Source organism: Spirosoma arboris, from assembly GCF_009754945.1.
In the GTDB taxonomy this organism is placed as follows: Bacteria; Bacteroidota; Bacteroidia; order Cytophagales; family Spirosomataceae; genus Spirosoma; species Spirosoma arboris.
In genome coordinates, this window is sequence record NZ_WPIN01000001.1 from 405127 (window position 1) to 428901 (window position 23775).

Annotated in this window: 21 protein-coding genes; 7 read left to right on the forward strand and 14 right to left on the reverse strand. The window is 46.8% G+C overall.

Annotation, left to right across the window (positions count from 1 at the left end; genetic code table 11):
• Positions 1-31: 31 nt before the first annotated feature.
• The 3 genes from msrB to prmC are packed head-to-tail and all read right to left on the reverse strand — an operon-like array spanning position 32 to position 2374.
• Complete coding sequence (gene msrB, locus GO755_RS01665; RefSeq protein WP_157582827.1) at positions 32-541, reverse strand: peptide-methionine (R)-S-oxide reductase MsrB; 510 nt, start codon at positions 539-541, stop codon at positions 32-34.
• A gap of 4 nt (positions 542-545) precedes the next feature.
• Complete coding sequence (locus GO755_RS01670) at positions 546-1523, reverse strand: AAA family ATPase (RefSeq protein ID WP_157582828.1); 978 nt, start codon at positions 1521-1523, stop codon at positions 546-548.
• Between the two features lie 2 nt (positions 1524-1525).
• Entirely contained in the window at positions 1526-2374 is an 849-nt protein-coding gene (gene prmC, locus GO755_RS01675; protein WP_157582829.1) for a peptide chain release factor N(5)-glutamine methyltransferase, read from the reverse strand.
• 135 nt (positions 2375-2509) lie between these two features.
• Here prmC and ribD point away from each other — a divergent pair, with 135 nt between their 5' ends.
• On the forward strand, positions 2510-3601 hold the full coding sequence (gene ribD / locus GO755_RS01680; protein WP_157582830.1) for a bifunctional diaminohydroxyphosphoribosylaminopyrimidine deaminase/5-amino-6-(5-phosphoribosylamino)uracil reductase RibD: 1092 nt from the start codon (positions 2510-2512) through the stop codon (positions 3599-3601).
• Between the two features lie 22 nt (positions 3602-3623).
• On the opposite strand, the gene GO755_RS01685 is transcribed toward ribD, so the two are convergent.
• The 3 genes from GO755_RS01685 to nagA form a co-directional block, all read right to left on the reverse strand.
• Positions 3624-4133, reverse strand: coding sequence for a hypothetical protein (locus GO755_RS01685; RefSeq protein ID WP_157582831.1), 510 nt, complete (start codon positions 4131-4133; stop codon positions 3624-3626).
• Positions 4134-4147: 14 nt separating this feature from the next.
• A complete protein-coding gene (locus GO755_RS01690) occupies positions 4148-7102 on the reverse strand; it encodes a TonB-dependent receptor (protein ID WP_157582832.1) in 2955 nt (984 codons plus the stop codon).
• Positions 7103-7554: 452 nt separating this feature from the next.
• Complete coding sequence (gene nagA / locus GO755_RS01695; protein WP_157582833.1) at positions 7555-8718, reverse strand: N-acetylglucosamine-6-phosphate deacetylase; 1164 nt, start codon at positions 8716-8718, stop codon at positions 7555-7557.
• A 108-nt stretch (positions 8719-8826) separates the two neighbouring features.
• On the opposite strand from nagA, the gene GO755_RS01700 reads away from it, so the two are divergent.
• Together GO755_RS01700 and GO755_RS01705 are read left to right on the forward strand one after the other, a co-directional pair.
• The gene (locus GO755_RS01700; RefSeq protein WP_157582834.1) at positions 8827-10098 is read left to right on the forward strand and encodes a 3-phosphoshikimate 1-carboxyvinyltransferase; all 1272 of its coding nucleotides are present in this window, start codon (positions 8827-8829) and stop codon (positions 10096-10098) included.
• Between the two features lie 97 nt (positions 10099-10195).
• The gene (locus GO755_RS01705; RefSeq protein ID WP_157582835.1) at positions 10196-10999 is read left to right on the forward strand and encodes a phytanoyl-CoA dioxygenase family protein; all 804 of its coding nucleotides are present in this window, start codon (positions 10196-10198) and stop codon (positions 10997-10999) included.
• A 13-nt stretch (positions 11000-11012) separates the two neighbouring features.
• Here the strand turns inward: GO755_RS01705 and GO755_RS01710 are convergent, their stop codons facing one another.
• The 3 genes from GO755_RS01710 to GO755_RS01720 all read right to left on the reverse strand — a co-directional run bounded on the left by GO755_RS01710 (position 11013) and on the right by GO755_RS01720 (position 13200).
• Positions 11013-11396 carry a DUF1398 family protein gene (locus GO755_RS01710; RefSeq protein ID WP_157582836.1) on the reverse strand — a complete coding sequence of 128 codons (384 nt, stop codon included), beginning with the start codon at positions 11394-11396 and terminating at the stop codon, positions 11013-11015.
• Between the two features lie 76 nt (positions 11397-11472).
• Positions 11473-12246, reverse strand: coding sequence for a helix-turn-helix transcriptional regulator (locus GO755_RS01715; protein WP_157582837.1), 774 nt, complete (start codon positions 12244-12246; stop codon positions 11473-11475).
• A 39-nt stretch (positions 12247-12285) separates the two neighbouring features.
• Positions 12286-13200 (reverse strand): hypothetical protein, encoded by a 915-nt coding sequence (locus GO755_RS01720; RefSeq protein WP_157582838.1) that lies wholly within the window; start codon positions 13198-13200, stop codon positions 12286-12288.
• Between the two features lie 227 nt (positions 13201-13427).
• On the opposite strand from GO755_RS01720, the gene GO755_RS01725 reads away from it, so the two are divergent.
• Together GO755_RS01725 and GO755_RS01730 are read left to right on the forward strand one after the other, a co-directional pair.
• The gene (locus GO755_RS01725) at positions 13428-14477 is read left to right on the forward strand and encodes an NAD-dependent epimerase/dehydratase family protein (protein WP_157582839.1); all 1050 of its coding nucleotides are present in this window, start codon (positions 13428-13430) and stop codon (positions 14475-14477) included.
• Positions 14478-14527: 50 nt separating this feature from the next.
• Complete coding sequence (locus GO755_RS01730) at positions 14528-14872, forward strand: DUF4260 domain-containing protein (RefSeq protein ID WP_157582840.1); 345 nt, start codon at positions 14528-14530, stop codon at positions 14870-14872.
• A gap of 34 nt (positions 14873-14906) precedes the next feature.
• On the opposite strand, the gene GO755_RS01735 is transcribed toward GO755_RS01730, so the two are convergent.
• Genes GO755_RS01735 through GO755_RS01745 form a run of 3 tightly spaced genes read right to left on the reverse strand, consistent with a single transcriptional unit; the run spans position 14907 to position 17260 of the window.
• Positions 14907-15938, reverse strand: a complete 1032-nt coding sequence (locus GO755_RS01735) for an AraC family transcriptional regulator (RefSeq protein ID WP_157582841.1) — start codon at positions 15936-15938, stop codon at positions 14907-14909.
• On the reverse strand, positions 15939-16520 hold the full coding sequence (locus GO755_RS01740) for a Uma2 family endonuclease (RefSeq protein ID WP_157582842.1): 582 nt from the start codon (positions 16518-16520) through the stop codon (positions 15939-15941).
• The gene (locus tag GO755_RS01745) at positions 16517-17260 is read right to left on the reverse strand and encodes an ABC transporter substrate-binding protein (protein WP_157582843.1); all 744 of its coding nucleotides are present in this window, start codon (positions 17258-17260) and stop codon (positions 16517-16519) included. Before GO755_RS01745 ends, GO755_RS01740 begins: the two co-directional genes overlap by 4 nt.
• A gap of 120 nt (positions 17261-17380) precedes the next feature.
• On the opposite strand from GO755_RS01745, the gene GO755_RS01750 reads away from it, so the two are divergent.
• On the forward strand, positions 17381-18235 hold the full coding sequence (locus GO755_RS01750; RefSeq protein WP_157582844.1) for a GLPGLI family protein: 855 nt from the start codon (positions 17381-17383) through the stop codon (positions 18233-18235).
• Positions 18236-18359: 124 nt separating this feature from the next.
• A complete protein-coding gene (locus GO755_RS01755) occupies positions 18360-21329 on the forward strand; it encodes an outer membrane beta-barrel family protein (RefSeq protein WP_157582845.1) in 2970 nt (989 codons plus the stop codon).
• Positions 21330-21355: 26 nt separating this feature from the next.
• Here GO755_RS01755 and GO755_RS01760 read toward each other — a convergent pair whose 3' ends face one another.
• Both GO755_RS01760 and GO755_RS01765 read right to left on the reverse strand, forming a co-directional pair.
• Positions 21356-22078, reverse strand: coding sequence for a deiodinase-like protein (locus GO755_RS01760; RefSeq protein ID WP_157582846.1), 723 nt, complete (start codon positions 22076-22078; stop codon positions 21356-21358).
• A 604-nt stretch (positions 22079-22682) separates the two neighbouring features.
• The gene (locus tag GO755_RS01765; protein ID WP_157582847.1) at positions 22683-23753 is read right to left on the reverse strand and encodes a M42 family metallopeptidase; all 1071 of its coding nucleotides are present in this window, start codon (positions 23751-23753) and stop codon (positions 22683-22685) included.
• Between the last annotated feature and the right edge of the window lie 22 nt (positions 23754-23775).

Genomic DNA, 23775 nt, shown 5'->3' on the forward strand with positions numbered 1-23775 from the left:
TAATTCGCGATTCGCGAATTGCGAATCGTTTTTACTTCCCCTGCTCAAACGTCAGTGCTACGCCATTCATGCAATACCGTAGGCCAGTAGGCTCTGGACCATCGTTGAATACGTGGCCCAAATGGGCATCGCAAACCGAACAACGGACCTCTGTTCGGTTGCCATCGGGTTCATTATAAACTGCGTTTGGAATGATGGGCGCGTAGAAGCTGGGCCATCCAGTGTGTGAATCAAACTTAGTTGTGGAAGCAAAAAGCGGGTTACGGCAACAGACGCAAGTGTAAACGCCCTGTCGGTGTTCGTTTGTTAATTCGCTGCTGCCAGGCCACTCCGTGCCTTGTTCGCGGGTAATGTTGTAGGCTGATCGTGAAAGGATTTGCTTCCATTCGGAATCTGTCTTTTCAACCCGACGGTCGCCAGGCGAGGTGACACCCGCAGGGCGTTTATGCGGAGGACGGGGCTTCGCAAAGTAAGTGCCATAGAGCCATAATCCTCCAGCTAACAGTATGGCAATCAGTATAAATAGCTGAGTTGGTTTCATGACCCTACCGTCCGATTGCTACTTTACGCAGAATGGAATCAATAATCTGTAACGTCGTAACACCGTCGGCTTCAGCTTCGTAATTGAGCATGATACGGTGGTTGAATACGTCCGGGGCTACTTCTTTAATGTCTTCGGGCAGGACATAGTCACGCCGGTCGAAATAGGCGAGGGCTTTGGCTGCCAGATTCAGGTTGATACTGGCACGGGGCGATACACCAAATTGTATATAGCGGGCTTCATCGCGGAGGCTATATTCCAGTGGCCGGCGGGTGGCAAATACCAACTCAATGATGTAGCGTTCAAGGGTTTCAGAGATGGTGATGCCATTGATTTCGTTGCGAATGGCCACCAACTCTTCCTTGCCTAATACTGGTTGCACCTCATAGTCAAAATTCATGTTCGACATTCGGCGCATGACTTCCAGTTCGTCGTCTTTGCTTAGATAATCGACAAAGACTTTCATCATGAAGCGGTCTACCTGGGCTTCGGGCAATGGATAGGTACCTTCCTGCTCCACAGGATTTTGGGTTGCCAGTACCAGAAAAGGTCGGTCCAGAACAAACGTTTCTTCGCCAATCGTTACCTGTTTCTCCTGCATGGCTTCGAGCAGTGCTGCCTGCACCTTCGCGGGGGAACGATTGACTTCATCGGCCAGAATCAGATTGGCAAAAATGGGGCCTTGTTTTACCTCAAACTCAGCCGTTTTCTGATTGAAGATCATCGTCCCAATCAGGTCGGCGGGTAGCAGATCGGGCGTAAACTGGATGCGCTGAAAATCTAATTCCAGTACTTTGGCCAGTGTGTTGATTGTCAATGTTTTGGCTAGTCCAGGGACGCCTTCAAGCAGAATGTGGCCGCCTGTAAACAGACCAATAAGCAGCCGATTGAGCAGGCGCTCCTGCCCAACCACAACCTGGCTCATCTCGCTGAAAACTTCGCGAATTTTAGTATGGTAGGTAAAAGAGGTGGTTGATTGCATTTTTAAAATGTTGCCCGTATGCTTCGATCCTTGCCATGAATATCTTTATAGACCTGAATTTTAGTGAAGCCCCGTTCGGCAAATACCTGTCTGGTGGCTTCGCCAAAGCGTTCATTAATTTCAACGTAACAAGATCCATCTTTCGTTAGATGACGAACACAAAAATCGGCGACCGCTTTGTAAAACACCAGCGGATCATTGTCTTCTACAAACAACGCAAGGCCGGGTTCATACTCAAGTACATTGCGGTGCATATCGGCGGCTTCTGAACGGGTTACATAAGGCGGGTTACTCACCACACAATCGAACCGACGGCTGAAATCCGCGGGTACATTCAGAATATCCTGAATCTCGAAAATAACATCGGCGTTAAGATTTTGGGCATTCCGTTGGGCAAGAGTGAGGGCTTCATCTGAAACATCCCAACCTGTTACAACCGACTGGGGAAGAAATCGAGCCAGCGTGATGGCAATACACCCACTGCCCGTACCAATGTCCACGATAGGGACATCGTCGGTCCGGTCAGCAAAATCGTGCATAATTAGCCGTACCAGGTCTTCGGTTTCGGGTCTTGGAATCAATACATCAGGGGATACTTCGAATTCTAAACCGCAGAAAATGGTTGTGCCAATAACGTGCTGGATGGGTTCCTGTCGGTTCAGACGCTCCAAGATCTTAAACCAGTCGGGTTCTGTACGATTTGGAGGTAAGGGCTTATCGGTCAGTACATCCGTTTTGCGCAACCCGAAGTAATGCTCGAGCAGCATAAAGGCCATTTCCCTCGCTTCTTCGGGTGGGTAGGCTGTAATGTTCTTGCTTAGGCGGTCGTATAGAGGTTTGGCGGTGGCCATTGAGTTCTGTCAAGTAATTTTGTCAAAAATAGGGAAGTTTACGGTTTATCGTTTCAAGTTTCGAGTTCCATGTTCCCAGGACCTCTGCCATCATGGAACCTAAAATCTGAAACGATAAGTCACAAAGTACAAATTATGAATCAATTCATGCGTCGGGCTCTTGAATTAGCTACGCTTGGACGAGGGTATGTCAGCCCCAATCCAATGGTCGGCTGTGTCATTGTGCATGATCCAGAAGGAACTGAACCGCGAATCATTGGCGAGGGGTGGCATCAACGTTACGGAGAAGCGCATGCTGAACGAAATGCGATAGCCTCGGTTCGGCCCGAAGATTTGCCTTTACTGCCCCAAAGCACAGCTTATGTAACCCTCGAACCCTGTTCGCACTATGGTAAGCAGCCCCCTTGCGCAGATTTGCTCATCGAAAAGCAGATTGGGTGCGTGGTTTGCTGTAACGACGACCCGAATCCATTGGTAAGTGGTCAGGGCTTTGCGAAACTACGGGCAGCTGGTATTACCGTTGAAACAGGCTTTTTATCCGAAATCGGGCGTGAGTTGAACGCTCGTTTTTTTACCTTTTTTGAGCAGAGTAGGCCTTACATCATGCTGAAGTGGGCTGAAACATCCGATGGCTTTATTGGAGCAGAGGGTGGTCAGCCTGTTAAAATAAGTGGCGACTTGGCGAACCGGCTAGTACATCGCTGGCGGAGTGAAGAAGATGCGATTATGGTAGGCACAAACACCGCCCGAATGGACAACCCCCGATTGAATACGCGCCTGTGGCCAGGGAAAAACCCAACACGGATTGTCATTGATAAGAACTTATCCCTTCCTGCTGACCTCAATTTATTTGACGGAACACAATCTACTATTGTTTATCATGAAAGTGAGGGAGAAATTGTAGAAGAGCGCCCCAACGTCATTCACTCAATCACTCCCCGGAACGCCGGTCCAATCCTCATTCACTTATTAAATGACCTTCATGAACGTAAGATTCAGTCTGTATTAGTTGAAGGTGGAGCGAAACTTTTGCAGTCGTTTATCGAGGCTGGTCTGTGGGATGAAATGCGGGTATTTCGTAGCCGAATGATGCTGGGAAAAGGGCGGTTCGCCGGTGCGATAAAAGCTCCAGCCGTGCAAGGTTCGTTGAGCAGCAGAGAAATGATAGGGGAGGATGAACTGACGATTTATAAAAATAGCCCCGAAAACGAATCCGGGGCCATTTAAGCAAGCATCACTCTTAAAATTCCTAATTCGATTGGGCAACGGGTGCGGCATTTGCACCTATATCACCACTGGCTACCAGTGTTGTACCGGATAGTACTTTGACATTGGCACTGTAGGTGCTCAACTTGTCGTAGAAACCCGCTTCATTGATCGTAAAGTATTTATTGCTGGAAAACTCGCCGGTAGCCCCACTAATGGCGTCAAGCGGTTTGAGCGCCGTGGTAGCATTATCCGAAAGCTTACCCTGATAAATAGAGGACGTATAGGACGTTCCTGAAACGGTATTATAGAGCCCTATTTCGACCAGAGTAACCGAAGAATTGTACTTGTAAAATACCACGCGTCCGTAAACAGTCGCCCCTGATGCTGATGTTAGCGTATATGACTTATACGTCGTTACAGTACCACCGCCCGGTGCCACACTTGTGTTGGGTTCGTATTTATTCTGCTCACACGAACTCAGAAAAATAACTGCGGAAAAGAAAAGACCCAGTAAAGGTAAAATGCTTCTTTTAGTGAAATATCGATTCATAGCTGGAGTTACAGTTAGAAGTTAAACGCTACACGGCCATAATAATAAGCACCATTGGAACCTTGCTGGTTGTTAGAGTACAGATAAAAACCCTGATTCTCCGGGCGGAGGATTTGAGGATATTTATCGAAAATGTTGCTGCCTCCAATGGATATTTTCACATTACGGTTTATGCTGTAGCCGAAGCTTAGGTCAAAAATCGCCTGGCCCGAAAATGTTTGGTCATAATAATTGCCGTCGTTATCAGCAGAGGTGGAGCGCTCTGTAACCGATCCGAAGTAGGTGCCCCGTAGCATGGCGTCAAATTTGTTGAAACGATAGGCAACAGAAGCGATTAGTTTTGTTCGTGGGGTTCCCGTCTCAAATTGGCCTATGACGCTGCGACTCAGGTATTTTTCAACAACCTGATCTTCGGTCAGATTGGCTACATTCAGGTTCAGCGACTTCCGGTTCAGCACTGAGTTTTTGCTCAAAATAGCGGCCAGCGTGAACGTCAGGCTTTTGTCTTTCGGAAGTGCGAGCGAATAGTTTCCAACAACTTCGATCCCTTTAGAGCGAACATCAGCACCATTCACAAAAAACTGAGCTTCCCCATCTCCGATTACTTCCTGATAATTATTGCCAACTTCCGACGCGTTGAAATAGCTGGTCTGGAAAATACGGTTGTCTACGTCGATCTGGTAAGCATCTACTGTTACTTCAAAGCCACGAACGGGCTGATAGGTAAGCCCAAATCCGTAGGTACGTGATTGCTCCTGTTTCAGGCCTTTAATACCCAAAACACGGGCAGCCGTGCTGTTTGTTGGATACGTAGTTACGTCCAGCGGCTGCGGAATTCCATTTGCATCCGGTACGAATGCCGTAGCCGTGTGCGTATAGTTCAATTCCTGTAGCGAAGGAGCCCGGAAACCGCTGGCAATAGAACCGCGGATAGAAAGGGTTTTTGAGATCGAATACCGGGCGGCCAGTTTACCGATGGTTACGCCACCAAAATCAGAATAGTTTTCCAGGCGGAAAGCGCCGGCGACCAGGAAGTTTCGGGTGAGCTCCAATTCAGCATCCAGATAAGCCGCCATCGTCGTTCTGAATTCATTGCGTTCATTCTTAGGACCAAAGCCTGAAAAACACTGGCAGTTTGCCGACAGGTTTTTAACCGTCACTTGTTGGCCTGCATAAACCGATAATGGCTTTCCGGTGGCATCAACAATTGGGGCGCTCGCTTCATTTTCCAGAGGTTTGCCGTCTGGCCCGACCAGAAGCCCGGCCTGACCTACGGTCAGTATACCCGCATCGCCATAAGTATAGCTTTCTTCCTGGCCTTTCATGATTTTGTAATTCTCAACGCGCATTTCGGCACCAAAGGCAACGTTCAAGCCATTCATCACCCCTTTGAAATAGCGGGAAAAATCGAGGTTAGTCGAGTTCTGCGTGAACTGGTGGGTACCGATATTCATGTTCACCGGCGAGTTGGAACCCATAGAGGCATTGATCGTATTGACCATACCAATGCGCATCGTATTGCTTCCGAAGGTATTGCTGAAGTCAACGTTGAATTCCCCCATCTTACTTTTAATACCTACGGTGTTCGAAAGGTCAGATGTGTTGGAGGTCATCTGGGGCCGATAGCCGTTGGGATAGAGCAAATAATTGAACCGGTCGGTTTGAGCGGGCCGGCGGAAATAGCACGAGAAGCCTTCCAGATACTTATACGAAGCGCCACCAAAACTGTAGAATGTAGTGGTTGGATTGATCTCGTAGCCTGCATTATAAAACATGCTACCAAGCGTAATGGCGGGCATCCCGGCGTATACTGCAAAATCGGCCTTTGTCAATCCGCGAGCGCTCATCAGACCATCTTCTGTTTTCAGCGACGTCATCAGCGAGGTGTTGCCTGCCACCTGAGCACTGATTAATTCCGGATTGGTGATGACTGGGTTGCCGTTCTTGTCGGTTCGGAGGTTATTCAGATAGGTGTTGTCAAAGAAACCCCAGTCGTTGACAAATGGGCGAAGTGTAGGCCGGCGCTGGGTAATCTGACCTGAAATATTCAGGAATCCTTTTTCTGCAATTTTGAACCCGTAGTTGGCATCAAACTGATAGTTAAAGCCATCTGGCTTTCCCGTTTTGGTTAGCGCTCCGGCTTGCCCACCTGTATTGGCGTAGCCGCCACCGGTCAGGCTGGCGGTTAATTTGTTCGTCCCTTTTTTCAGGATGATGTTCACTACCCCAGCTACGGCATCTGAACCGTACTGGGCAGCAGCGCCATCCCGAAGAATTTCTACCCGATCAATAGCCGATACGGGAATAGTCATTAAATCGACGGTAGTAGATGGGCTACCAACCGCCGTTTCGGTGATGAGCAGAGCAGACGTATGGCGTCGCTTTCCGTTAACCAGAACAAGGATCTGATTAGGAGCCATATTTCGTAACTGAACCGGATCGACGTGCGAGTTTAGGTCACCACCCTGTGAGCGAACAGAGTTGAAACTAGGTGCCACAACGGCCAGCATTTGGGCCAGATCCATTTGAGGAAGAGAGCCCATAATGTCCTTGATCGAAATGACATCTACCGGCACGGGCGACTCAATGATAGTACGTCCGACGTTTCGTGTTCCGGTTACCACGAGTTCCGTTAGCTGCGTTGCATCTTCCTCTAACGGAATATCAAAATTAGTTTTATCGCCTACTTTTATCTCTTGGGCTTTGAAGCCAATAAAGCTAACGACCAGGATATCAGTTGGTAAGGCTTCCAGGGAAAACATGCCCTGATTATCGGTAACTGCGCCCTTCCGGCTATTACCCTTGACCAGTACATTGACTCCCTGTAAGGCTTCGGAAGCCCCGCTGGTATACACTTTACCTGTTATTCTTTTAGCCTGCGCCCAGACGTCCATAGGGCTCATAGCAGCCATAATAAATAGGATGACTGCTACCGGTAAAATGTCATGTCTACGTAATTTTCTTTGCATGTTAATTGGGGGATTTATGTTGGGAAGTTGGAGAAATTCACATGAAATGGATACAGATAAATTTGGGCAATAGCATAGCTGAAGCCAGAAATTGGCTTGATAAAACTACCCAGTGTATTTGCTTAAAATTATAATGTCGCCAATCCTCTTATGTGAGGTTGATCAGCGACATATTTCCAGAATAGATGGACTCCCTAAAGGATATTACAGATAATGGCTGGGAGTATTATTTGTTGTACTTAATCGAAAGTACCAACTTTAATAATGTTAAAAAAGTATTATTTAGAATATTATATCGAATTATTTAAAAAATACAATACAATAAGAGTCTATTTATATTTATAGCAATAGGATTTATTAGTATAAGCTATCGGAATGTGTTATTGAGTAATTGCATTAAGCATTCTTTAGAATAATTACTCAATAACACATTCGCTAGTAATGAGTAGTTTTTAGGCTATTTTTTCGCCAGATGCCCAGACGCCTTTTGTCTCCAATGAATTAGTAGTTCTAACTAGATTGGCTGCATAGCCCGCTTTAATTTTTCCTATGTGGTCGCCTAACCCTATGATTTCTGCCGGAATTACAGAGGCCATTCTCAGGGCATTCGTTAATGGAATACCAGCTTGTTCAACGGCAATCCGGACGCAGTCGATCAGCGTAATGGCTGAGCCTGCCAGATTTCCTTCGTTATTGACATAGCGGCCCGGTCCATTAGCGTCGGGTTCAAAGTGCACGATAAACTGGCCTAGTTCAAACGTGTGCCGGGGGGGATTGGCAAATAGCGCATCCGAAATCAGAAAGAGTCGCTCCCCCAATAATCGGTAGGCAATGCGAATAGTGGTCGGATTGCAGTGATAGCTATCAGCAATGATACTGGCCCGGACGGTTGGGTGATCAAATACGGCACCCACTACACCTGGCTCACGACTTTCGTATCCACGCATGGCATTATATAGATGCGTTGCCAGTGGCATGCCATCATTGAATGCTGCCGTGGCCTGCTGGTAGGTCGCGTTGCTATGCCCGAGGGAAAGAAGTGTATTGGCGTGCTTAAGTCGTTTAATCGTGTTGAATTGCTCAGGAGTCAGAATTTCGGGAGCCAGTGTCAAAATTCGAATGACATCGGCATTCGTACCAAATAGGGTTTCCAGTTCACCATCGGCAGGCGTTCGAACGTAGGCCATGCTGTGCGCTCCCCGCTTGATGGGATTGAAATAAGGCCCTTCGATGTGAATACCCGGAACCCCCAACGGATTCTCTTTTCGCACGACCTGTACTGCTGCCATCGACTGCTGCATGATATCGAGCGAAGTCGAGTGAATCGTGGGGAGCAACGTAGTGGTGCCGTTTCGGACATGGGAGTCGTAAATATGCCGGACGGTTTCGGGTGTTGGCTGATCGTTCAGGAATTGGCTTGACCCACCGTAAAGTTGTAAATCCACGAAACCCGGAAGCAGGTAGTCGCCATTGAGGTCGATTACGGTTGGATCACTGGATTCTGTAGAAGTTTCTGCGGTTGAGATCTCCTGGATACGACCATTGTCAATGCGCACTGACGCGTTGGAAAGCCATTCTTCGCCGGTAAAAACGGTGGCGTTGATAAACTGATTCATACGAAAAAAGCGGTTTCATGTCGGCTAACAAGCCAATGATGGCCGGAATCTAGCAGTAATTTCGTTTTTTTGCGAACTATTTCGTGTCAGTACCAATCTGTTTATCTCTTGAACGCTGTTCGTTTATCTCCTCCCGCTACGCTGACGAATCCTGGTATCGTCCAGGTGACTATACCCCTGGCTTCGTCGAAAAGTGAAAGCAATCGTGCCCTTATCATTGATGCCCTGACTGGCTTTCAGTGTGATCTAAAAAATCTATCGACCGCCCGCGATACGCAAACGATGATTCGATTGCTGAAATCGCAGGACAATACGGCTGATGTGCTGGATGCTGGCACGACAATGCGTTTTTTGACGGCCTATTTTACCGTAACGGGACAACAAAAAACGATGACGGGTACACCGCGTATGTGCGAGCGCCCCATTGGTATTCTGGTGGATGCGTTGCGGACACTGGGTGCAGATATTACCTATCTCAACAAAGAAGGCTATCCGCCATTGCAAATCAATGGTTTCAGCTCCTCAGAGAGCAACCGGATCAGCATTCGGGGAGATGTGAGCAGCCAGTATATTTCGGCATTGGTGATGATTGCTCCGCTGTTGCCGAACGGCCTGACGCTGGAATTGACCGGCGCCATTGGATCGCGACCGTATATTGAAATGACACTGGAACAGATGGCCTATTTCGGAGCCGATGTTCAGGCTGATTGGGCGACAAACACGATTACGATTACTCCTAAACCCTACACTCCCAAACCCTACGCCATCGAATCCGATTGGTCGGGAGCGAGTTACTGGTATAGTGTAGCGGCTTTAGCTCAAGACGAAACGGCAGAAATCAACCTGCTGGGCTTGAAATCGAAATCCTTACAGGGCGATAGTGCTATTGTGGACATCATGCGGTCGTTGGGCGTAGAGAGTACGTTTACCGAATCGGGCGTTCGATTGACCAAATGCCCGACCAGTGAATTCCTTGCCTGGGACTTTACCGATTGCCCTGATCTGGCGCAAACCGTTGCTGTTTGTGCCGCTGTGAAAGGAGTGACCCTACATTTGACCGGTATCGAAAGCCTGAAAATTAAGGAAACCGACCGGGTCGCAGCTTTGCAGGCTGAGCTACAAAAAGTTGGTGCCGAACTGGTTGAACTTGAGCCAAACCATCGTTACGAAGTACATCAATTAACAGCAAGCCATACGGTCCCCGCCACGATTAAAACCTACGACGATCACCGTATGGCGATGGCCTTTGCTCCGGTAGCCATGCGTGAAGAGATTATCATTGAAGAGCCAAGAGTTGTCGATAAATCATACCCAAGCTTTTGGGACGATATGGCGAGAGTAGCAACAGTTGACTTTATTGATGAATTGTTTCAAGTTTAATGTTCAAGGGTTCAAGTTCCAGTACGCACTGACTGAAACTTGAACCCTTGAACATTAAACTTTGAACTTGAACCCTTGAACCTGAAACAATAAAAAAATGACACGTCAGGAACAATTTGACCAACAGGGCTATCTCATCGTCCGTAATGTTTTCACATCCGACGAAGTGGCCCAATTGCGACAGTCTGCCTACGACTACCGCGATCAGCAGCAGAAACTAGGGTTGGTCGCGAAGGTAAAACAGGCGGCTTCCGTAAAAGGTGATTTGCTAAGTAAAGAGAAACTGGGTTGGGTGATTTACGACCCGCGTATCGTCGCTATTGCTACCGAATTACTGGGCGACACGCCTGTTTACTTCTCCGACAGTACCTATCAAATTGGCACTGGAACGCGGGGTTTTCACCGCGATAATATCGACCGTTATCAGTTCGGTCAGGGGGCTGATTGGGAGGGCGCATATCCATTGATTCGCTTCGGTATTTACTTGCAGAACCACGACACCTATAGTGGAGGCATCCGTTTCAAAGCCGGAAGTCACGATGCCGCCGACGGAGCCGACGTGTTTGCCGACACTCGTGCGGGCGACATTGTGGTCTGGAATATGCGTACGCTTCACAGCGGTAATGCCCGCCGGATGAAGGTGCTCAATAACCTCCCGCTACACGTTGGCCTTGAAAATCGACTACCCGATTTTCTGTTCCGTGAGCAGGAAGGTGAACGCGTTTCCTTATTCTTTAGCTACGGTCTGGAGGGTAAACACCTCGATCGTTATCTGGAAAATCATATCCAGAAACGGGCCGATATGCAGGAAAACGTGCGGCTGTCTATCTATTCGCCCGAAACGCTTAAAAAAGCGGAGCAGAATAAGGTAAAGGTACTGGATGTGAAAAAGCTGTTATGAGTAGACGAACAGCCTAGGCTATCGGAATTTTCTCGTCGTAGTGACCACCAATGCCTACGTAAATAACCCGTTTGTTCAGGCCTGTCAGGATGGCGTCGTAGAAACGTACACCTGCTTGAGCTATCTCGCTCATAAATTGCGGGTAGTCTGTTTTTCCTTGCTGATTATCGCGAATTGCCTGAATTGTTCCAGCTTCATCAAAGGTGGTGGTAATGGGCCTGGGCTCCATTACGGTTGCGTGTAGTAGGGTTTCGCCCTCGGCTAATCGATACAGTATACTGCTGGACGACACCTCAACCGTGTAAGACTGAACTCCGGCATCAACGAGTTTTTGGGCTAAGTCAGGATAGTTTTTAGCGGTGGCATACGCTTGCTTTACTAGTTCTTCGATCGACATTTTCTCTTCGTTTTGTTCATCACAAAGGTCGGAGAACGACCACCCTTAGACTTGTAAAAAATCGTTTTTCTTCCAGTCAGCGTGCGGGTAAATTCTTTAGAAACTCCGTTGGGGTTACGCCCGTGAACGTTTTGAAACCATTGATAAAGTGGGCCTGATCAAAGTAACCGGACTCTATGCTTACCTCGGTCAAGCTACCCGTTTTTGAGAATAAACCAATCGCCTGTTTCATTCGAACAATGGCCGAAAACTTCTTTGGAGAGGTGCCAACCAACTGCCGAAAGCGCTTTTCTAACGGGCTTTGACTGATACAAAGCGTATCAGCGAGTGCGGCCATCCGAATCGTTCCTTTCGATTGGTAGATGTGCTGGATCGCAGCTACAACAAGGGCATCGGATTTAGGTTTCTGGAGTCTCGAAAGTAGAAATTGCTCAACAAGCTCAATCCGTACCTGATCAGTTTTTGCTCCCGCCAATTGATCTTCGAGTGTATTAAGTATGGCCCAATTCAGAAAGTTGTCGAGACCTACACTTTCGCCAAACAACTCATGGATGGGTTCATTGAAAAACGAGGCTGCCCCCGTTTCTGTAAATACAACCAACACCGAACCCGTAGCTGGTTCGTTTTTGAAGATGCGGAACCCATCCTGAATTCCCGTAATACCAGCTGTAGCTAACGGAAGCGTAGTTGGCCCGTTTACAGTTGCGATCTTCCCCTGATACTGAAATCCCATCACCAGCGACGTATCAGGCAATACTGTATACGCCTGCTCATCGCTTGCTTCCGAAATAGCTAGATGCCTAACATAAGGTTTTAGCCTGTCGCAGGGTGTGTAGACTTGATAACGCATAGCCCTTTTCGTCATAATCAGGATCTCGGAGACAGTCCGTTACGGATGTCCGTTTTGGGGCTTTTTTACCTCCTGTTGTCGTCCATAAATATAGCGAAGAGAAAGGCCAAAACCCCAGCCTGTTCCGTTGGCCGTAATCGACGATTGCGGTTGTACGATACTATTGACAGTATAGGTTATATCAGAGCGGATGGCCTCACCAAGCCCCCAGTATTTACGTACATAGGTGCTAAATTCTATAGAAGAAGACAGCCGGACTGAGTAATCGATTCCTAGTTCGGCGACACCCGAGATGCTTTTGGTTGTGGTGGTATTGTCGAGCCGTATTGTATCGGCTGTTCGGGGTCTATTGTTATGGTATGTGTACCCAACAAGTCGAAAATCATCTGTATTGACTTTTCCGTTTGGAACAAGCCAGGCACCTGCTGACAGCCAGAATCCCGTGCCGTTTGTCGCATGACTTGCAGAGCCAATACGTCGTTTTATGCGTAAAGGGATACCGTAACCACTATTCTGGTAGTTGTAGATAAGTGGTCTTGACCCATTGGGAATCGTAATATTCAGGTGAATAGGTGCATAGGTGTAGCCCGTTTCAACAGTCCAGGAGTTTCGATACGTATAGCCTAGTAGCGCACTCCAGGCTGACTTCGTAGTAGATGAACTACTAAAAAGCCCGTCAAATGAGTTATTTAGCAGGCTGCCATCGGTACGAAAACCACCCTCAAGACTCACATACCAGGTCTGTGTTTCCTTAAGTTGATAGGCTGGCGAATAATCGGTTTTTTGTCGGTTAACGGACCGGCGCCGATCCGGATTCTGATCCGGATCGGCTGTTAACACCTTCTTACGAACGACAGGAGGGGGGGCGTAATAATTTGTATCAATCACAACCTCCTGAGCTAGTACCGATGATGCTAAGCTTAATAGAAATAGAAGAAGTGAAATGTGTTTCATGGTGACTATAAGCCTGATCGAACAGACGATAGGATAAATATTACACCAATTACGCATCTTTTTTCGTCAGCGTTGCTGCCTGCTAGAAAGTTCTATTACAACTGGGTCAATAATGCCAGTGTTGCTCTCAAATTTTCGCAATCGGTCATTCAATTTGCGTAGTTCGTCAGCGACCAATCAGCGAGTTAGGCAGACCTTTGTCATGTACTAACAGACGCACGAACCTCATGAATACGACACCGAAAACCCTTGTCCTTGGCGCAACCGGTAGCATCGGTTATGCCGTTACGGCTAATCTGCTTGCTCGCCATTTACCTGTAACCATTCTTGTGCGTAACCGGGCTAAAGCAGAAGCTTTGTTCCTGAACCGATCCACTCTCACCATTATCGAAGGCGATGTGCAGGATGCAACACTACTGAATCGTGTTTCTATGGATAAGGATTTCATCTTTCATGGAATCAATTATCCGTACAACAAGTGGTTTGGTAACATGGATACCGCTACGCAGAAAGTGATTGATGCAGCCCGGCCTCGAAAGGCTGCACAGAATCACGCGACCATTATTTTGCCGGGCAACGTCTATAATTTTGGTAATACAACCGAACCGATTCGGGAAGATAGCCAACCAAATCCCTGTACGCGTAAGGGTCAGCTACGGGTTGCTATTGAAGCTATGCTGGAACAGGCTGCCAATGCAGGTCAGTGCCGTGTTATGAATGTACGGCTTCCTGACTTCTGGGGGCCGAATGTGTTGAACGAAGGTGTAAAGCCCATCTTTGAAAACGCGCTCAATGGCAAAGCACTCCCCTGGATTGTGAACGCTGATATTCCCCACCAATCGGTTTACACGAAAGATGCCGCTGAAATTATTGTCCGATTACTCTTGCGGGATTGGGCGCTGCAAACACAAACCACGTCAACGATTAAACCATACGAAGTCTGGAATTATGGCGGAACAGTGCTGCCGTCCATGCGAGCCTGGTTTGAGCAGATTACCTCAATAACTGGAAATTCGTTGAACGTGCAGTTATATAGTCGATTTATTATCAGCGTTCTGGGCTTGTTTATGCCCGTTTTGCGGGAAGTAAAGGAGATGCTCTATCTCTACGAAAATACGATTCTGCTCGATGATCAGAAAGTACATGCCCTATTCCCCGATTTTTGCCCAACGCCTATGAAACAAGCCCTGACTGAAACCCTGACATGGTTTTCTGAACATGAATTAAAACGGCCATTTACGCCTGTGAATACAGGAAAGCCGACTGTATTTGCCTAATACGGACCTGAATTTACGACATCGTACACCTACTAAAAACAACTGATCAAATGAAAACGCTATTGAAATCCGAAGAACTGATCCAATTTCTGGGAGCTATTTATTTATTCTCTCGCCTGAATTTTGCCTGGTGGTGGTTCCCGGCTCTTATACTTGTACCTGATCTGGGTATGATTGGTTATGTCATCAACCCAGCTGTTGGGGCAGTATTATACAACATTGTGCATCATAAAGGACTGGCCATTGTAATTGGCTTGTTCGGCCTAATGACAGGTAACCCATATCTGATGCTGACGGGCATTGTTCTCTTCGCCCACTCCAGTATGGATCGGATGCTTGGCTACGGTCTCAAATATTTCGACAGTTTCAAACACACAAGTCTGGAGAGTTTGTAGTGCGAGTTTCTACGGCAACGGTCGACCGTCCACGCTACGAAGCCTGCGCCAGTCGATAGGCACCTGGTGTTTGGCCCGTCCACTTTTTGAATGACCGAAAAAAGACGCTCGGTTCGGCAAAGCCCAGTAGATAAGCAATATCGGTTGTGCTTAGGTTATGCTCTCGTAGATGGCGAACAGCCAACTCTTTTCGAGTTTCGTCTAATAGTTGCTGATAAGACGTACCAGCGTCTTTCAAATGAAGCTGGAGCGTTCTAACGCCCATGGCTAGCCGATCTGCGACAGCGGCCAGGGTCGGCTCTTCGCCTTTCATGATTGTGACAATTTCTGATTTAACACGACTGGTTAGCGACGGCGCTTTGAGCTTGCTAAGAATATCATTCGCGTGTTTCTCAAAAAGCAAAGACAGAGTTGGACTGGCATTCAACACGGGCAGATCGAGCAAAGTCGCATCGACAATCATTGATGTTTCGGGCGCATCGAACACCAGACGAGCGGGCGCAAACACGCGCTCATGCTCGCTCGTATCAAGCGGACGCGAGTAGGAAAACCGAATTTCACTAGCTGATACACGATGGCCCGTTAAAGCCCGCATGACCGACAAATAAACCGACAATTCGGAATTGAGTGCATGTTGTGGATAAATAATATCGGCACTTGTTATTTGGAGTGATAATAAGAATTGCTTGCCTGATGTGCCTGAGTCTATTAGTGCTCCCGTTGTTCGGATACCTTCACAAGCAATATCCTGATACTGACAGAGTTTGTCAAATGCCCCTCCTAATGTTGGGCTATGCATCATTACATAAGCCAGCACGCCTATAGACACTGGATTCACCAGTTCGCCAAGTTGTAAGGCAATGTTTGGATCACCAATGGCCGATATAACCTCGCGCCACAGCGCCTGCACCTGCCGAACCAGCACGCGCCCGTCGGGATCACGTAACTGTTCGGAACTGATACCTACAGCCTGAGCTAATGCGTCAGTGTCGGCACCACGTTGCTGGGCCGCAAATAAAATCAGGTTGATTGAAGCAACCGAGAGGGTATCGCCAGTGGTTAGCATTTAACGAAAAATACGCTCGTGAGAGATAATTAATTCGGGAAAAATACGGCTTGGTATTTCGCCGGATTCGTACACATCCACTAAGGCATAGTGGTCATTTTCGAGTACATAAACGTTAACTGCTTTTTCTTTAGGCTGAACAATCCAGTATTCACGTACGCCAGATTCTTCGTACAGATTAAACTTTTCGTTAAAGTCGTTTTTGGCTGTTCTGGGCGATGTAATTTCAATGACCCAATCAGGTGCTCCTAAGCAACCATTATCATCCAATTTACTGGCATCGCACACTACGCAAATGTCTGGCTGAACGACTGTATGTAATTGGTCGGGTTTACGTTCATTTCGAATAGGAAGCCTGACGTCAAATGGAGCAACATAAATCTCACATCCTCCATTACCCAAGTAAAGGCTTATGTCAACAAGTAAATGACTAACAGCCAGTTGATGCGCACGTTTTGGTGCAGGCGACATTCGATATAGCTTCCCCTTAATCAGTTCGACGCTTTCGTCAAACTGCCATTTCAGGTAGTCGGCATACGTATAGGTGCCGTTTGGATCGAGTTGCGAAATGTCAGTGATCATACATTATACTGGGTAATTTCGTTACGCAAGTTCTTAAAATAGTCCGACGACCGCAATAACCGACTGCCATACCAGGAAAATAGCTCGCCATCAACAATCAATATCTTCGCTGAAGGGCAAATCGCATTAAACTCAGCTCGGTGTTTTTCGTCAAACGGGTATGGTTCCGATGATAGGAAAATCAGGTCGGGTTGTACTGCTTTCAGTTCGTCAGGTGTAATTTCTGGATAACGTGTCTGATTGGTGAATGCATTACGAAAACCGGCAATTTCCAGCATCGAGTGAATGAACGTATCGTTGGCAGCAACCATGTACGGCTTGCGCCAGATGAAGTAAGCAACAGAAGGTCGTGAGGAACGTGGTAGGGGAGTTAGAGATATGTCAATTTGTTGAGCAATCTGCTCCGCTTCGGTATTCTTTTTCACCAGTTTGCCCACTTCCCGGATCATTGCCAGCGCGTCGGGCAGGGTTACTACATCCGTAACGTGAACTTGGTAATGATGCTGGAGTTCCTCGATTTGCTCACGCGTATTCTCTTCTTTGTTCGCAAGAATGAGATCGGGCTGGAGCATTAGAATTTTGTTAATGTTCAGCGTTTTAGTGCCGCCTACGATTGGCTTATGCTTAACTTTAGTGGCCGGGTGAATGCAGAATTTTGTGATACCGACAACCTGATCGTCTACCCCAAGATCGAAGAGCAATTCGGTTTGCGAGGGTACAAGCGAAATAATACGGTTCATAACTAGGCATTCGGCCAGTAAAATAACCGACTCAGCGCCGATTTAGCTGCTTTTAACGAGATTTTGGCTACGAGTTGAAAAATTTGTGCAACGTTTACAGCAAGAATCTCTCATTTCGCCATGAAACAAGCCATTTTCACCTGTCTCATTTCCGGCCTGGTTGCCACAGCATCGCTTGCGCAAACCACCGCTTCGGTATCTGGTAAAATTACCTACGAAGGCATGCGTCAGATCGACCGATCGCAAATGCGTATGAACATTAACGGGCAGGAAGTTCGGCCCGGAGCCCCTGGCGCTCCCGATGCGCCGGAAGGTGCGCCAGACGTTATATCATTTACGCAAAAACTCGTCTTTGCCGGCAATATGGCCAAAGAAGAACGTGACCGCCCGCAAGGAGGCATGATGTTTCGTCGGCAAGGTGGCGATGGAGCCCCCGATGGTGCAGGCGGAGCTGCTGGTGATCGCCCTAATCGAGGTGGTAATATGCGGGCAAATTTCCCGTTCGAACAGCAGACTTACCTGGATTTAGCCAATCGTCAGCGGATTGATGTGCTGGTCGTGAAAAAAGATTCAGCAAGTCAGACCTATCGCTCCGAGAAACCAATGCCAGCAGCAACTGATTGGCAAGCCAGCGATAAAACGAAAAAGATCGCAGGCTACGTTTGCCACAAAGCTACCGCTACGCACCGTAAACTGCCTTACACAATCTGGTACACCACCGATCTGCCGTTCACCTATTCGCCCGTTGCTGATCTGACACCTCCACAAGGCGTAGTCTTACTGATCGAATCGGATACAGAATCGTATAAGGCAACCGGCGTATCGATGGAGGCTATTGCAGCTACGGCTGTTGAACCACCAAAAGATGCCAAAGCCATATCGTCTGACGAAATGGAACAGATACGTCGGAAAGGAATGGCCGATTTCCGGCAGAAAATGATGCAAAACATGAATATGTCAGCTCCCCGGAATTAAGTTCTAGCCCCTCTCCCGTTTTGGGAGAGGGGTTGGGGTGAGGGCATACAAACAAATACAGTTTTCTAATAAGCTATAATGAATAATGTATACCGTAAATGGCCTGTGCGGCCCCAAATGCACGATGAAAAGACGAACTATTACGAAATGGTTGCTTTGGAGCACATTATGCATTAGTACTTTATTCATTAACAAGGCCTTTGCTCAATCTTCTGGTATTATTAAGGGAACGGTGGTCGATTCGGTGAGTCGAAAACCGCTGATGGAGGCATCTGTATCCTTGCTGTTAGCCCGCGATTCGTCGCTGGTGACTTTTGGAATTACCGATGGAGATGGAAAATTTGAGTTTCCTAAAGTAGCCTTGGGCCAATATCGGGTGTTGGTAACGTACGTTGGGTACCGTGGTCGCTCCCAGCGTGTTGCCGTCTCGCAAAATAATCCAACGGTCGATGTTGGAGCAATTGATATAGTTGCGCAATCACAAACGCTGATGGAAGTGTCGGTTCAGGGAGAACGCGCTCCGATTGCGGTAAAGGGCGATACGTTGGAGTTTAATGCAGGCTCGTTCAAAACCCGTCCCAACGCACAGGTTGAGGATTTACTCAAAAAACTGCCGGGGGTGGAAGTCGACCGGGATGGTAATGTGAAGGCGCAGGGGCAAGCGATCACAAAAGTACTGGTCGATGGAAAACCGTTTTTTGGCAATGACCCTAAAATGGCCACCCGTAATCTTCCCGCCGATATTATCGACAAAGTTCAACTTTTCGATCAGGCATCGGAGCAGTCTGCCTTTTCGGGTGTGGACGATGGCGATCGGGAGAAAACGATTAACATCACCACTAAGAAAGACAAACGTAAAGGATCGTTTGGGCAGCAGACTATTGGCGCTGGGCCAAAACCTGGCGATGACGCCCGTTATTCGGGTCGGGTGAGCTTCAACCAGTTTAATAATGGTCGTCAGATTTCCATGCTGGGAATGGCCAACAACGTTAACCAGCAGGGTTTTACCGCGAGTGATTTGGGTCTCGGTAACAATTTTGGTGGCGCTGGTCAAGGACAAGGCGGTGGAGGTGGAAGCAATGTGGTTCGTGGTGGAGCCGGTGGCGGCAGCGGTAATGGAGCTGGTCAGGTAGGTAGCAGTGCCATCACTACTTCGTGGGCAGCCGGTATCAACTACCGAGATGGCTGGGGCAAAAAGATTGATGTAGTGAGTAGCTACAACGCCAGTAATACCAACACGCTTACCAACCAGCAAAGCCACCGGGAAAACATAATTCCGAGCGGCACGTCTGGTACAACAACTACAGCATCACAGGCTGGCTTTGTTCGTGATCAAACCAATGGCTCTGATAATACCAATACAAATCACCGGGTCAACCTGCGACTCGATTATCGACTTGATACAATGACTACGATCCGGATTATCCCGAGTTTATCGTGGCTAAATTCAAATTATACCAATCAGAGCGAAGCACGAACCCTTACCAATGAAGGGGTTATGGCTAATTCGAGCGTGACCAATTATAATTCAAACGGGACTGGTTTTACGGGAAATAACCAATTGCTGTTGTTCCGTAAATTTCAGAAGAAAGGACGAAGCTTTTCGGTAAACTGGACTATTGCGCTCAATAATCAGGATAATGAGGGTATTAATAAATCGGTTAACCAGTTTAATGGATCGTCGACGAGTCTGACGTCTGGAGTCATTACAAAAGATACGGTAACCGGCATCATCACGCAGACCATTAATCAACGGAATGACCAGGAAACGCACTCGATGACCAATACGGTCAATGTAAGCTATACAGAACCGCTGTCACTTCGTCAAACGCTTGAATTTCACTACAATCTGTCGGATAATCACAACACGTCAAACCGGGCAGTAAACGATTTTAATGGGCAATCGAGCCAATATGATCTACTGAATACTACGTTGAGCAATAATTTTATAAATGACTACGTAACGAATCGAGGTGGATTAACATGGCAGACAAAACGATTGAAATATACGTATGCATTTGGGCTGGACGCGCAACAGGCGAGTCTTAATTCCAACAACCTAAGTCGGGAAACAAATCTGAATCGGACGTTTTCAAACCTGTTGCCCAATGCATTGCTTACCTATAATTTTGCGAAGAGCCGAAGATTGCGAGTCAACTACCGTACTCGTATCAATGCACCGTCGGTGAGCCAGTTACAGCCTGTACCCAATAATACAAACCCGCTTAATATTCAACTGGGTAACGCTGGCCTGCAACCCGAATATAGCCATACGATATCGTTGAATTACAATCAGTTCGATGCGGCAACGTTCCGTAACATGTTTGTCTTCCTGAATGCGAGTCGGACAGATAACAAAATCGTTAATTCGACAACGTTCACGCCATCGGGCGCGCAGACAACCATGCCTGTCAATACGAATGGTTATTATACTGTAAATGGGTCGTTTGTTATTGGTCGACCGCTTAAACTAGGCGCACAGAAAACGAACCTGAACCTATCGACGAACCTGACCTACAATCAGGGAATGAGTTTCATAAACAACCAATCTAATCAGGCAAAAAACTGGCTGATTGGTGAGGGGGCCACCATAAGTTCAAACTTTACGGAGAAATTAGACCTGAATTTGTCGGGTAACATCAACTGGCAGTCAGCGAAGTATTCGTTGCAACCGCAGCAGAACACAACCTTTCTAAATCAGACGGTTACGCTTGATGTCTACTACCAGTTACCGCTTAAGTTTACCTTCTCAACGAACGTTTACTTTAACCATTACGGAGGTAGTTCGGCCAGCTACAACCAGTCGTATACGCTCTGGAATGCAACACTGGCCCGGCAGTTGTTCAAGCAGAATCAGGGTGAAATTCGGTTCCAGGCATTCGATTTGCTGAATCAGAATCAGAGCATCGTACGGAACGTAACGGATACGTATACGGAGGAAGTCCGGAGTCGGGTCTTGAACCGTTATTTCATGATCAGCTTCGTGTATAACCTACGCCGATTTAGCGCTGGAATTACTGCCCCCAGAGACCCATTCCAACAGCAAAATGGGGGAGGGCAACGTAATGGTGGTGGTTTCCGGCGGAATAACTAAGTCTTTTGCTAAGAACTCACAGGCACTTATGGATGCTCACGTAGCCAGGTTTTAATGGTATTATCCAGACTGACATACTTTAGCCAGGTCTGTTTATAATAAACGGTTCCATCAGGATCAATTAAGTAGGCCATATTCGGGGCTTGACCGAATGACAACCAAAAATCATTTGTTGGACCGTCGACCAGAACAGGAGCTATAATATAATTCTGCTGCTGCCATTTCTTTGCCAGTGTTTTTCGCTCGCCATAGGTTTTAGGCTGTTGGGCTTCTATGTGCTCCTTAACATTTGCCGGCGCTATTTCGACTTTATTATTTTTTGAATAAGGGCTGGGAGTATCTGATGGATGTGCATCAATCGTGTATACCATATAGATGGTTACCTTATCTTTATATTTCCCGATTAGCGCGTTAATATCAGCTATATTATGGCGACTAATATCGCATGTATAACTGCCTGATATTAATAGGAGCGGCTTCTTTTTTGTCAACGCTTCCGAAAGCGTAAATTTTAATCCTTCGGGCGAAAACAACGTGAAGTTTGGAATTTTTGCCTCTTTCTGATAACCTAATTTTTCGAAATCTTTGTAATTATTTCCAACTCCTTGTGATACAGGAAGATCTATTTTTTCTTGATCAGAAGGTGGCTGATTGGTGACATTACTATGTGCATTATAATTAGTACGGCATGAAACGAGTAGAACTAGCAATAACATGCCTAACAAGTGGCCTGTAATTTTTAAATTCATAATGCTTTTAAGGGTTTTATATACTACTTATTGTCTATCCCTTTCGATAGTTTTTTGACTTGCCGGGCTCATAAATAGTGTGGAAATTCGTAGAACGAAAGGCCTTTTCAGCAATATTAGATAGGGATACGTGCAGAGTGTATTAAAACGACATTAAATTCATTGCATGTTCAATTGTTTGATTATCTGTCAATTAAGTAGATCGACTGCGTAAATAGTAAAATTTATTATACTTATAACTTCAAGGAATTATAGGTATAATAAATTGAGTATATTTCTAGGTATTTTTTAGTAAAATAAAATGAATAGATAGCTAATTACTTTCTAGTCAGAAAGTAATGATTGCTTATTATTATAGAGGGAAATAAAATAAAAGAGTAGCTAAGGAAAATGAGAATTAGGTAGTTCTACAATAGGTAATTTTAAAGCTTACTAAAGTAAAAATCGCTAGAATAATTTCTTTCGAATTTGATATAGAGAACAGGCTGTTTTTTAGAATAACTTTCTGAAAGTATGATAACGAAAATAGGATACTTTATGCATGTATTATAGCCAGAAAAGAATTTGGGCTTTAGCTGTACCAGCTAAAGCCCAGAAGAGTTACTTATTTTATATATCGAAAATCTTCTCCGCCTTTCAACGCCAGGAGGGTTTCATACATCAGTTTAATAACATTCTGCACATCATCCATGTGAACGGTTTCGACAGTTGTGTGCATGTATTTCAGCGGCAGTGAGATCAGAGCTGAAGCGATGCCTTCGGTAGCATAGGCGAACGCATCGGTATCCGTACCAGTCGAGCGGCTAACGGCTTGACGTTGAAAATCAATCCCCTGTTGTTCTGCCACAGCAATCAAAAAGTCGAGCACATTATTCTGAACAGCGGGTCCATAGCAAAGTACGGGGCCAGCTCCACATTTTAAGTCTCCCTGTTCTTTTTTGTCGTACTTCGGCGATTGGGTGTCGTGCGTTACATCGGTACAGATGGCGAGGTCGGGCTTAAGCCGACGGGCAATCATTTCGGCGCCACGCAAGCCAATTTCTTCCTGTACTGCGTTGACGATATACAGCGTAAATGGTAGGGTTACATTGTTTTCCTTCAACAGGCGGGCCACTTCGGCAATCATGAAGCCACCCATCCGGTTATCCAACGCCCGCCCAACATAATAGCGATTATTCAATTCTGTCAGACCATCAACGAATGTACAGACCGTACCTACGTTAATGCCCATATCTACTACTTCCTGTTTAGTTGCGGCACCCACGTCGATGAACAGATCGGTCACTTTAGGGGCTGTATCTTTAGCCAGATCCCGAACGTGAATAGCTGGCCAGCCGAACACGCCTTCGACTACGCCTTTCTTGGTATGCAGATTCACTCGCATGGATGGCGCAATCAGGGCATCGGAACCGCCATTGCGCCGAACATAAATATAGCCGTCGTCGGAGATGTAATTGACAAACCACGAAATCTCATCGGAGTGAGCTTCGATAACCACTTTGTAATCTTTACCCGGCCCAATGACACCAACGGCTGTGCCATAGGTGTCGACAATATATTCGTCGATGTAGGGTTTAAGGTAATCCAGCCAAATCTGTTGCCCCGATGATTCAAAACCGGTGGGAGAGGCATTGTTAAGGTACTTGTACAGGAAGCTTTTGCTTTGTTCGTTCATTGTGTATAGGTAAGGTAATTTA

Coding starts and splice junctions, on each gene's coding strand:
- GO755_RS01740 (WP_157582842.1), bottom strand. CDS start 16,520: ATGATCACTGACATTTCGCAACTCGATCCAAACGGCACCTATACGTAT.
- prmC (WP_157582829.1), bottom strand. CDS start 2,374: ATGGCCACCGCCAAACCTCTATACGACCGCCTAAGCAAGAACATTACA.
- GO755_RS01705 (WP_157582835.1), top strand. CDS start 10,196: ATGACACGTCAGGAACAATTTGACCAACAGGGCTATCTCATCGTCCGT.
- GO755_RS01710 (WP_157582836.1), bottom strand. CDS start 11,396: ATGTCGATCGAAGAACTAGTAAAGCAAGCGTATGCCACCGCTAAAAAC.
- GO755_RS01765 (WP_157582847.1), bottom strand. CDS start 23,753: ATGAACGAACAAAGCAAAAGCTTCCTGTACAAGTACCTTAACAATGCC.
- GO755_RS01730 (WP_157582840.1), top strand. CDS start 14,528: ATGAAAACGCTATTGAAATCCGAAGAACTGATCCAATTTCTGGGAGCT.
- GO755_RS01685 (WP_157582831.1), bottom strand. CDS start 4,133: ATGAATCGATATTTCACTAAAAGAAGCATTTTACCTTTACTGGGTCTT.
- GO755_RS01735 (WP_157582841.1), bottom strand. CDS start 15,938: ATGCTAACCACTGGCGATACCCTCTCGGTTGCTTCAATCAACCTGATT.
- nagA (WP_157582833.1), bottom strand. CDS start 8,718: ATGAATCAGTTTATCAACGCCACCGTTTTTACCGGCGAAGAATGGCTT.
- GO755_RS01760 (WP_157582846.1), bottom strand. CDS start 22,078: ATGAATTTAAAAATTACAGGCCACTTGTTAGGCATGTTATTGCTAGTT.
- GO755_RS01690 (WP_157582832.1), bottom strand. CDS start 7,102: ATGCAAAGAAAATTACGTAGACATGACATTTTACCGGTAGCAGTCATC.
- GO755_RS01715 (WP_157582837.1), bottom strand. CDS start 12,246: ATGCGTTATCAAGTCTACACACCCTGCGACAGGCTAAAACCTTATGTT.
- msrB (WP_157582827.1), bottom strand. CDS start 541: ATGAAACCAACTCAGCTATTTATACTGATTGCCATACTGTTAGCTGGA.
- GO755_RS01720 (WP_157582838.1), bottom strand. CDS start 13,200: ATGAAACACATTTCACTTCTTCTATTTCTATTAAGCTTAGCATCATCG.
- GO755_RS01750 (WP_157582844.1), top strand. CDS start 17,381: ATGAAACAAGCCATTTTCACCTGTCTCATTTCCGGCCTGGTTGCCACA.
- GO755_RS01725 (WP_157582839.1), top strand. CDS start 13,428: ATGAATACGACACCGAAAACCCTTGTCCTTGGCGCAACCGGTAGCATC.
- GO755_RS01755 (WP_157582845.1), top strand. CDS start 18,360: ATGAAAAGACGAACTATTACGAAATGGTTGCTTTGGAGCACATTATGC.
- ribD (WP_157582830.1), top strand. CDS start 2,510: ATGAATCAATTCATGCGTCGGGCTCTTGAATTAGCTACGCTTGGACGA.
- GO755_RS01745 (WP_157582843.1), bottom strand. CDS start 17,260: ATGAACCGTATTATTTCGCTTGTACCCTCGCAAACCGAATTGCTCTTC.
- GO755_RS01670 (WP_157582828.1), bottom strand. CDS start 1,523: ATGCAATCAACCACCTCTTTTACCTACCATACTAAAATTCGCGAAGTT.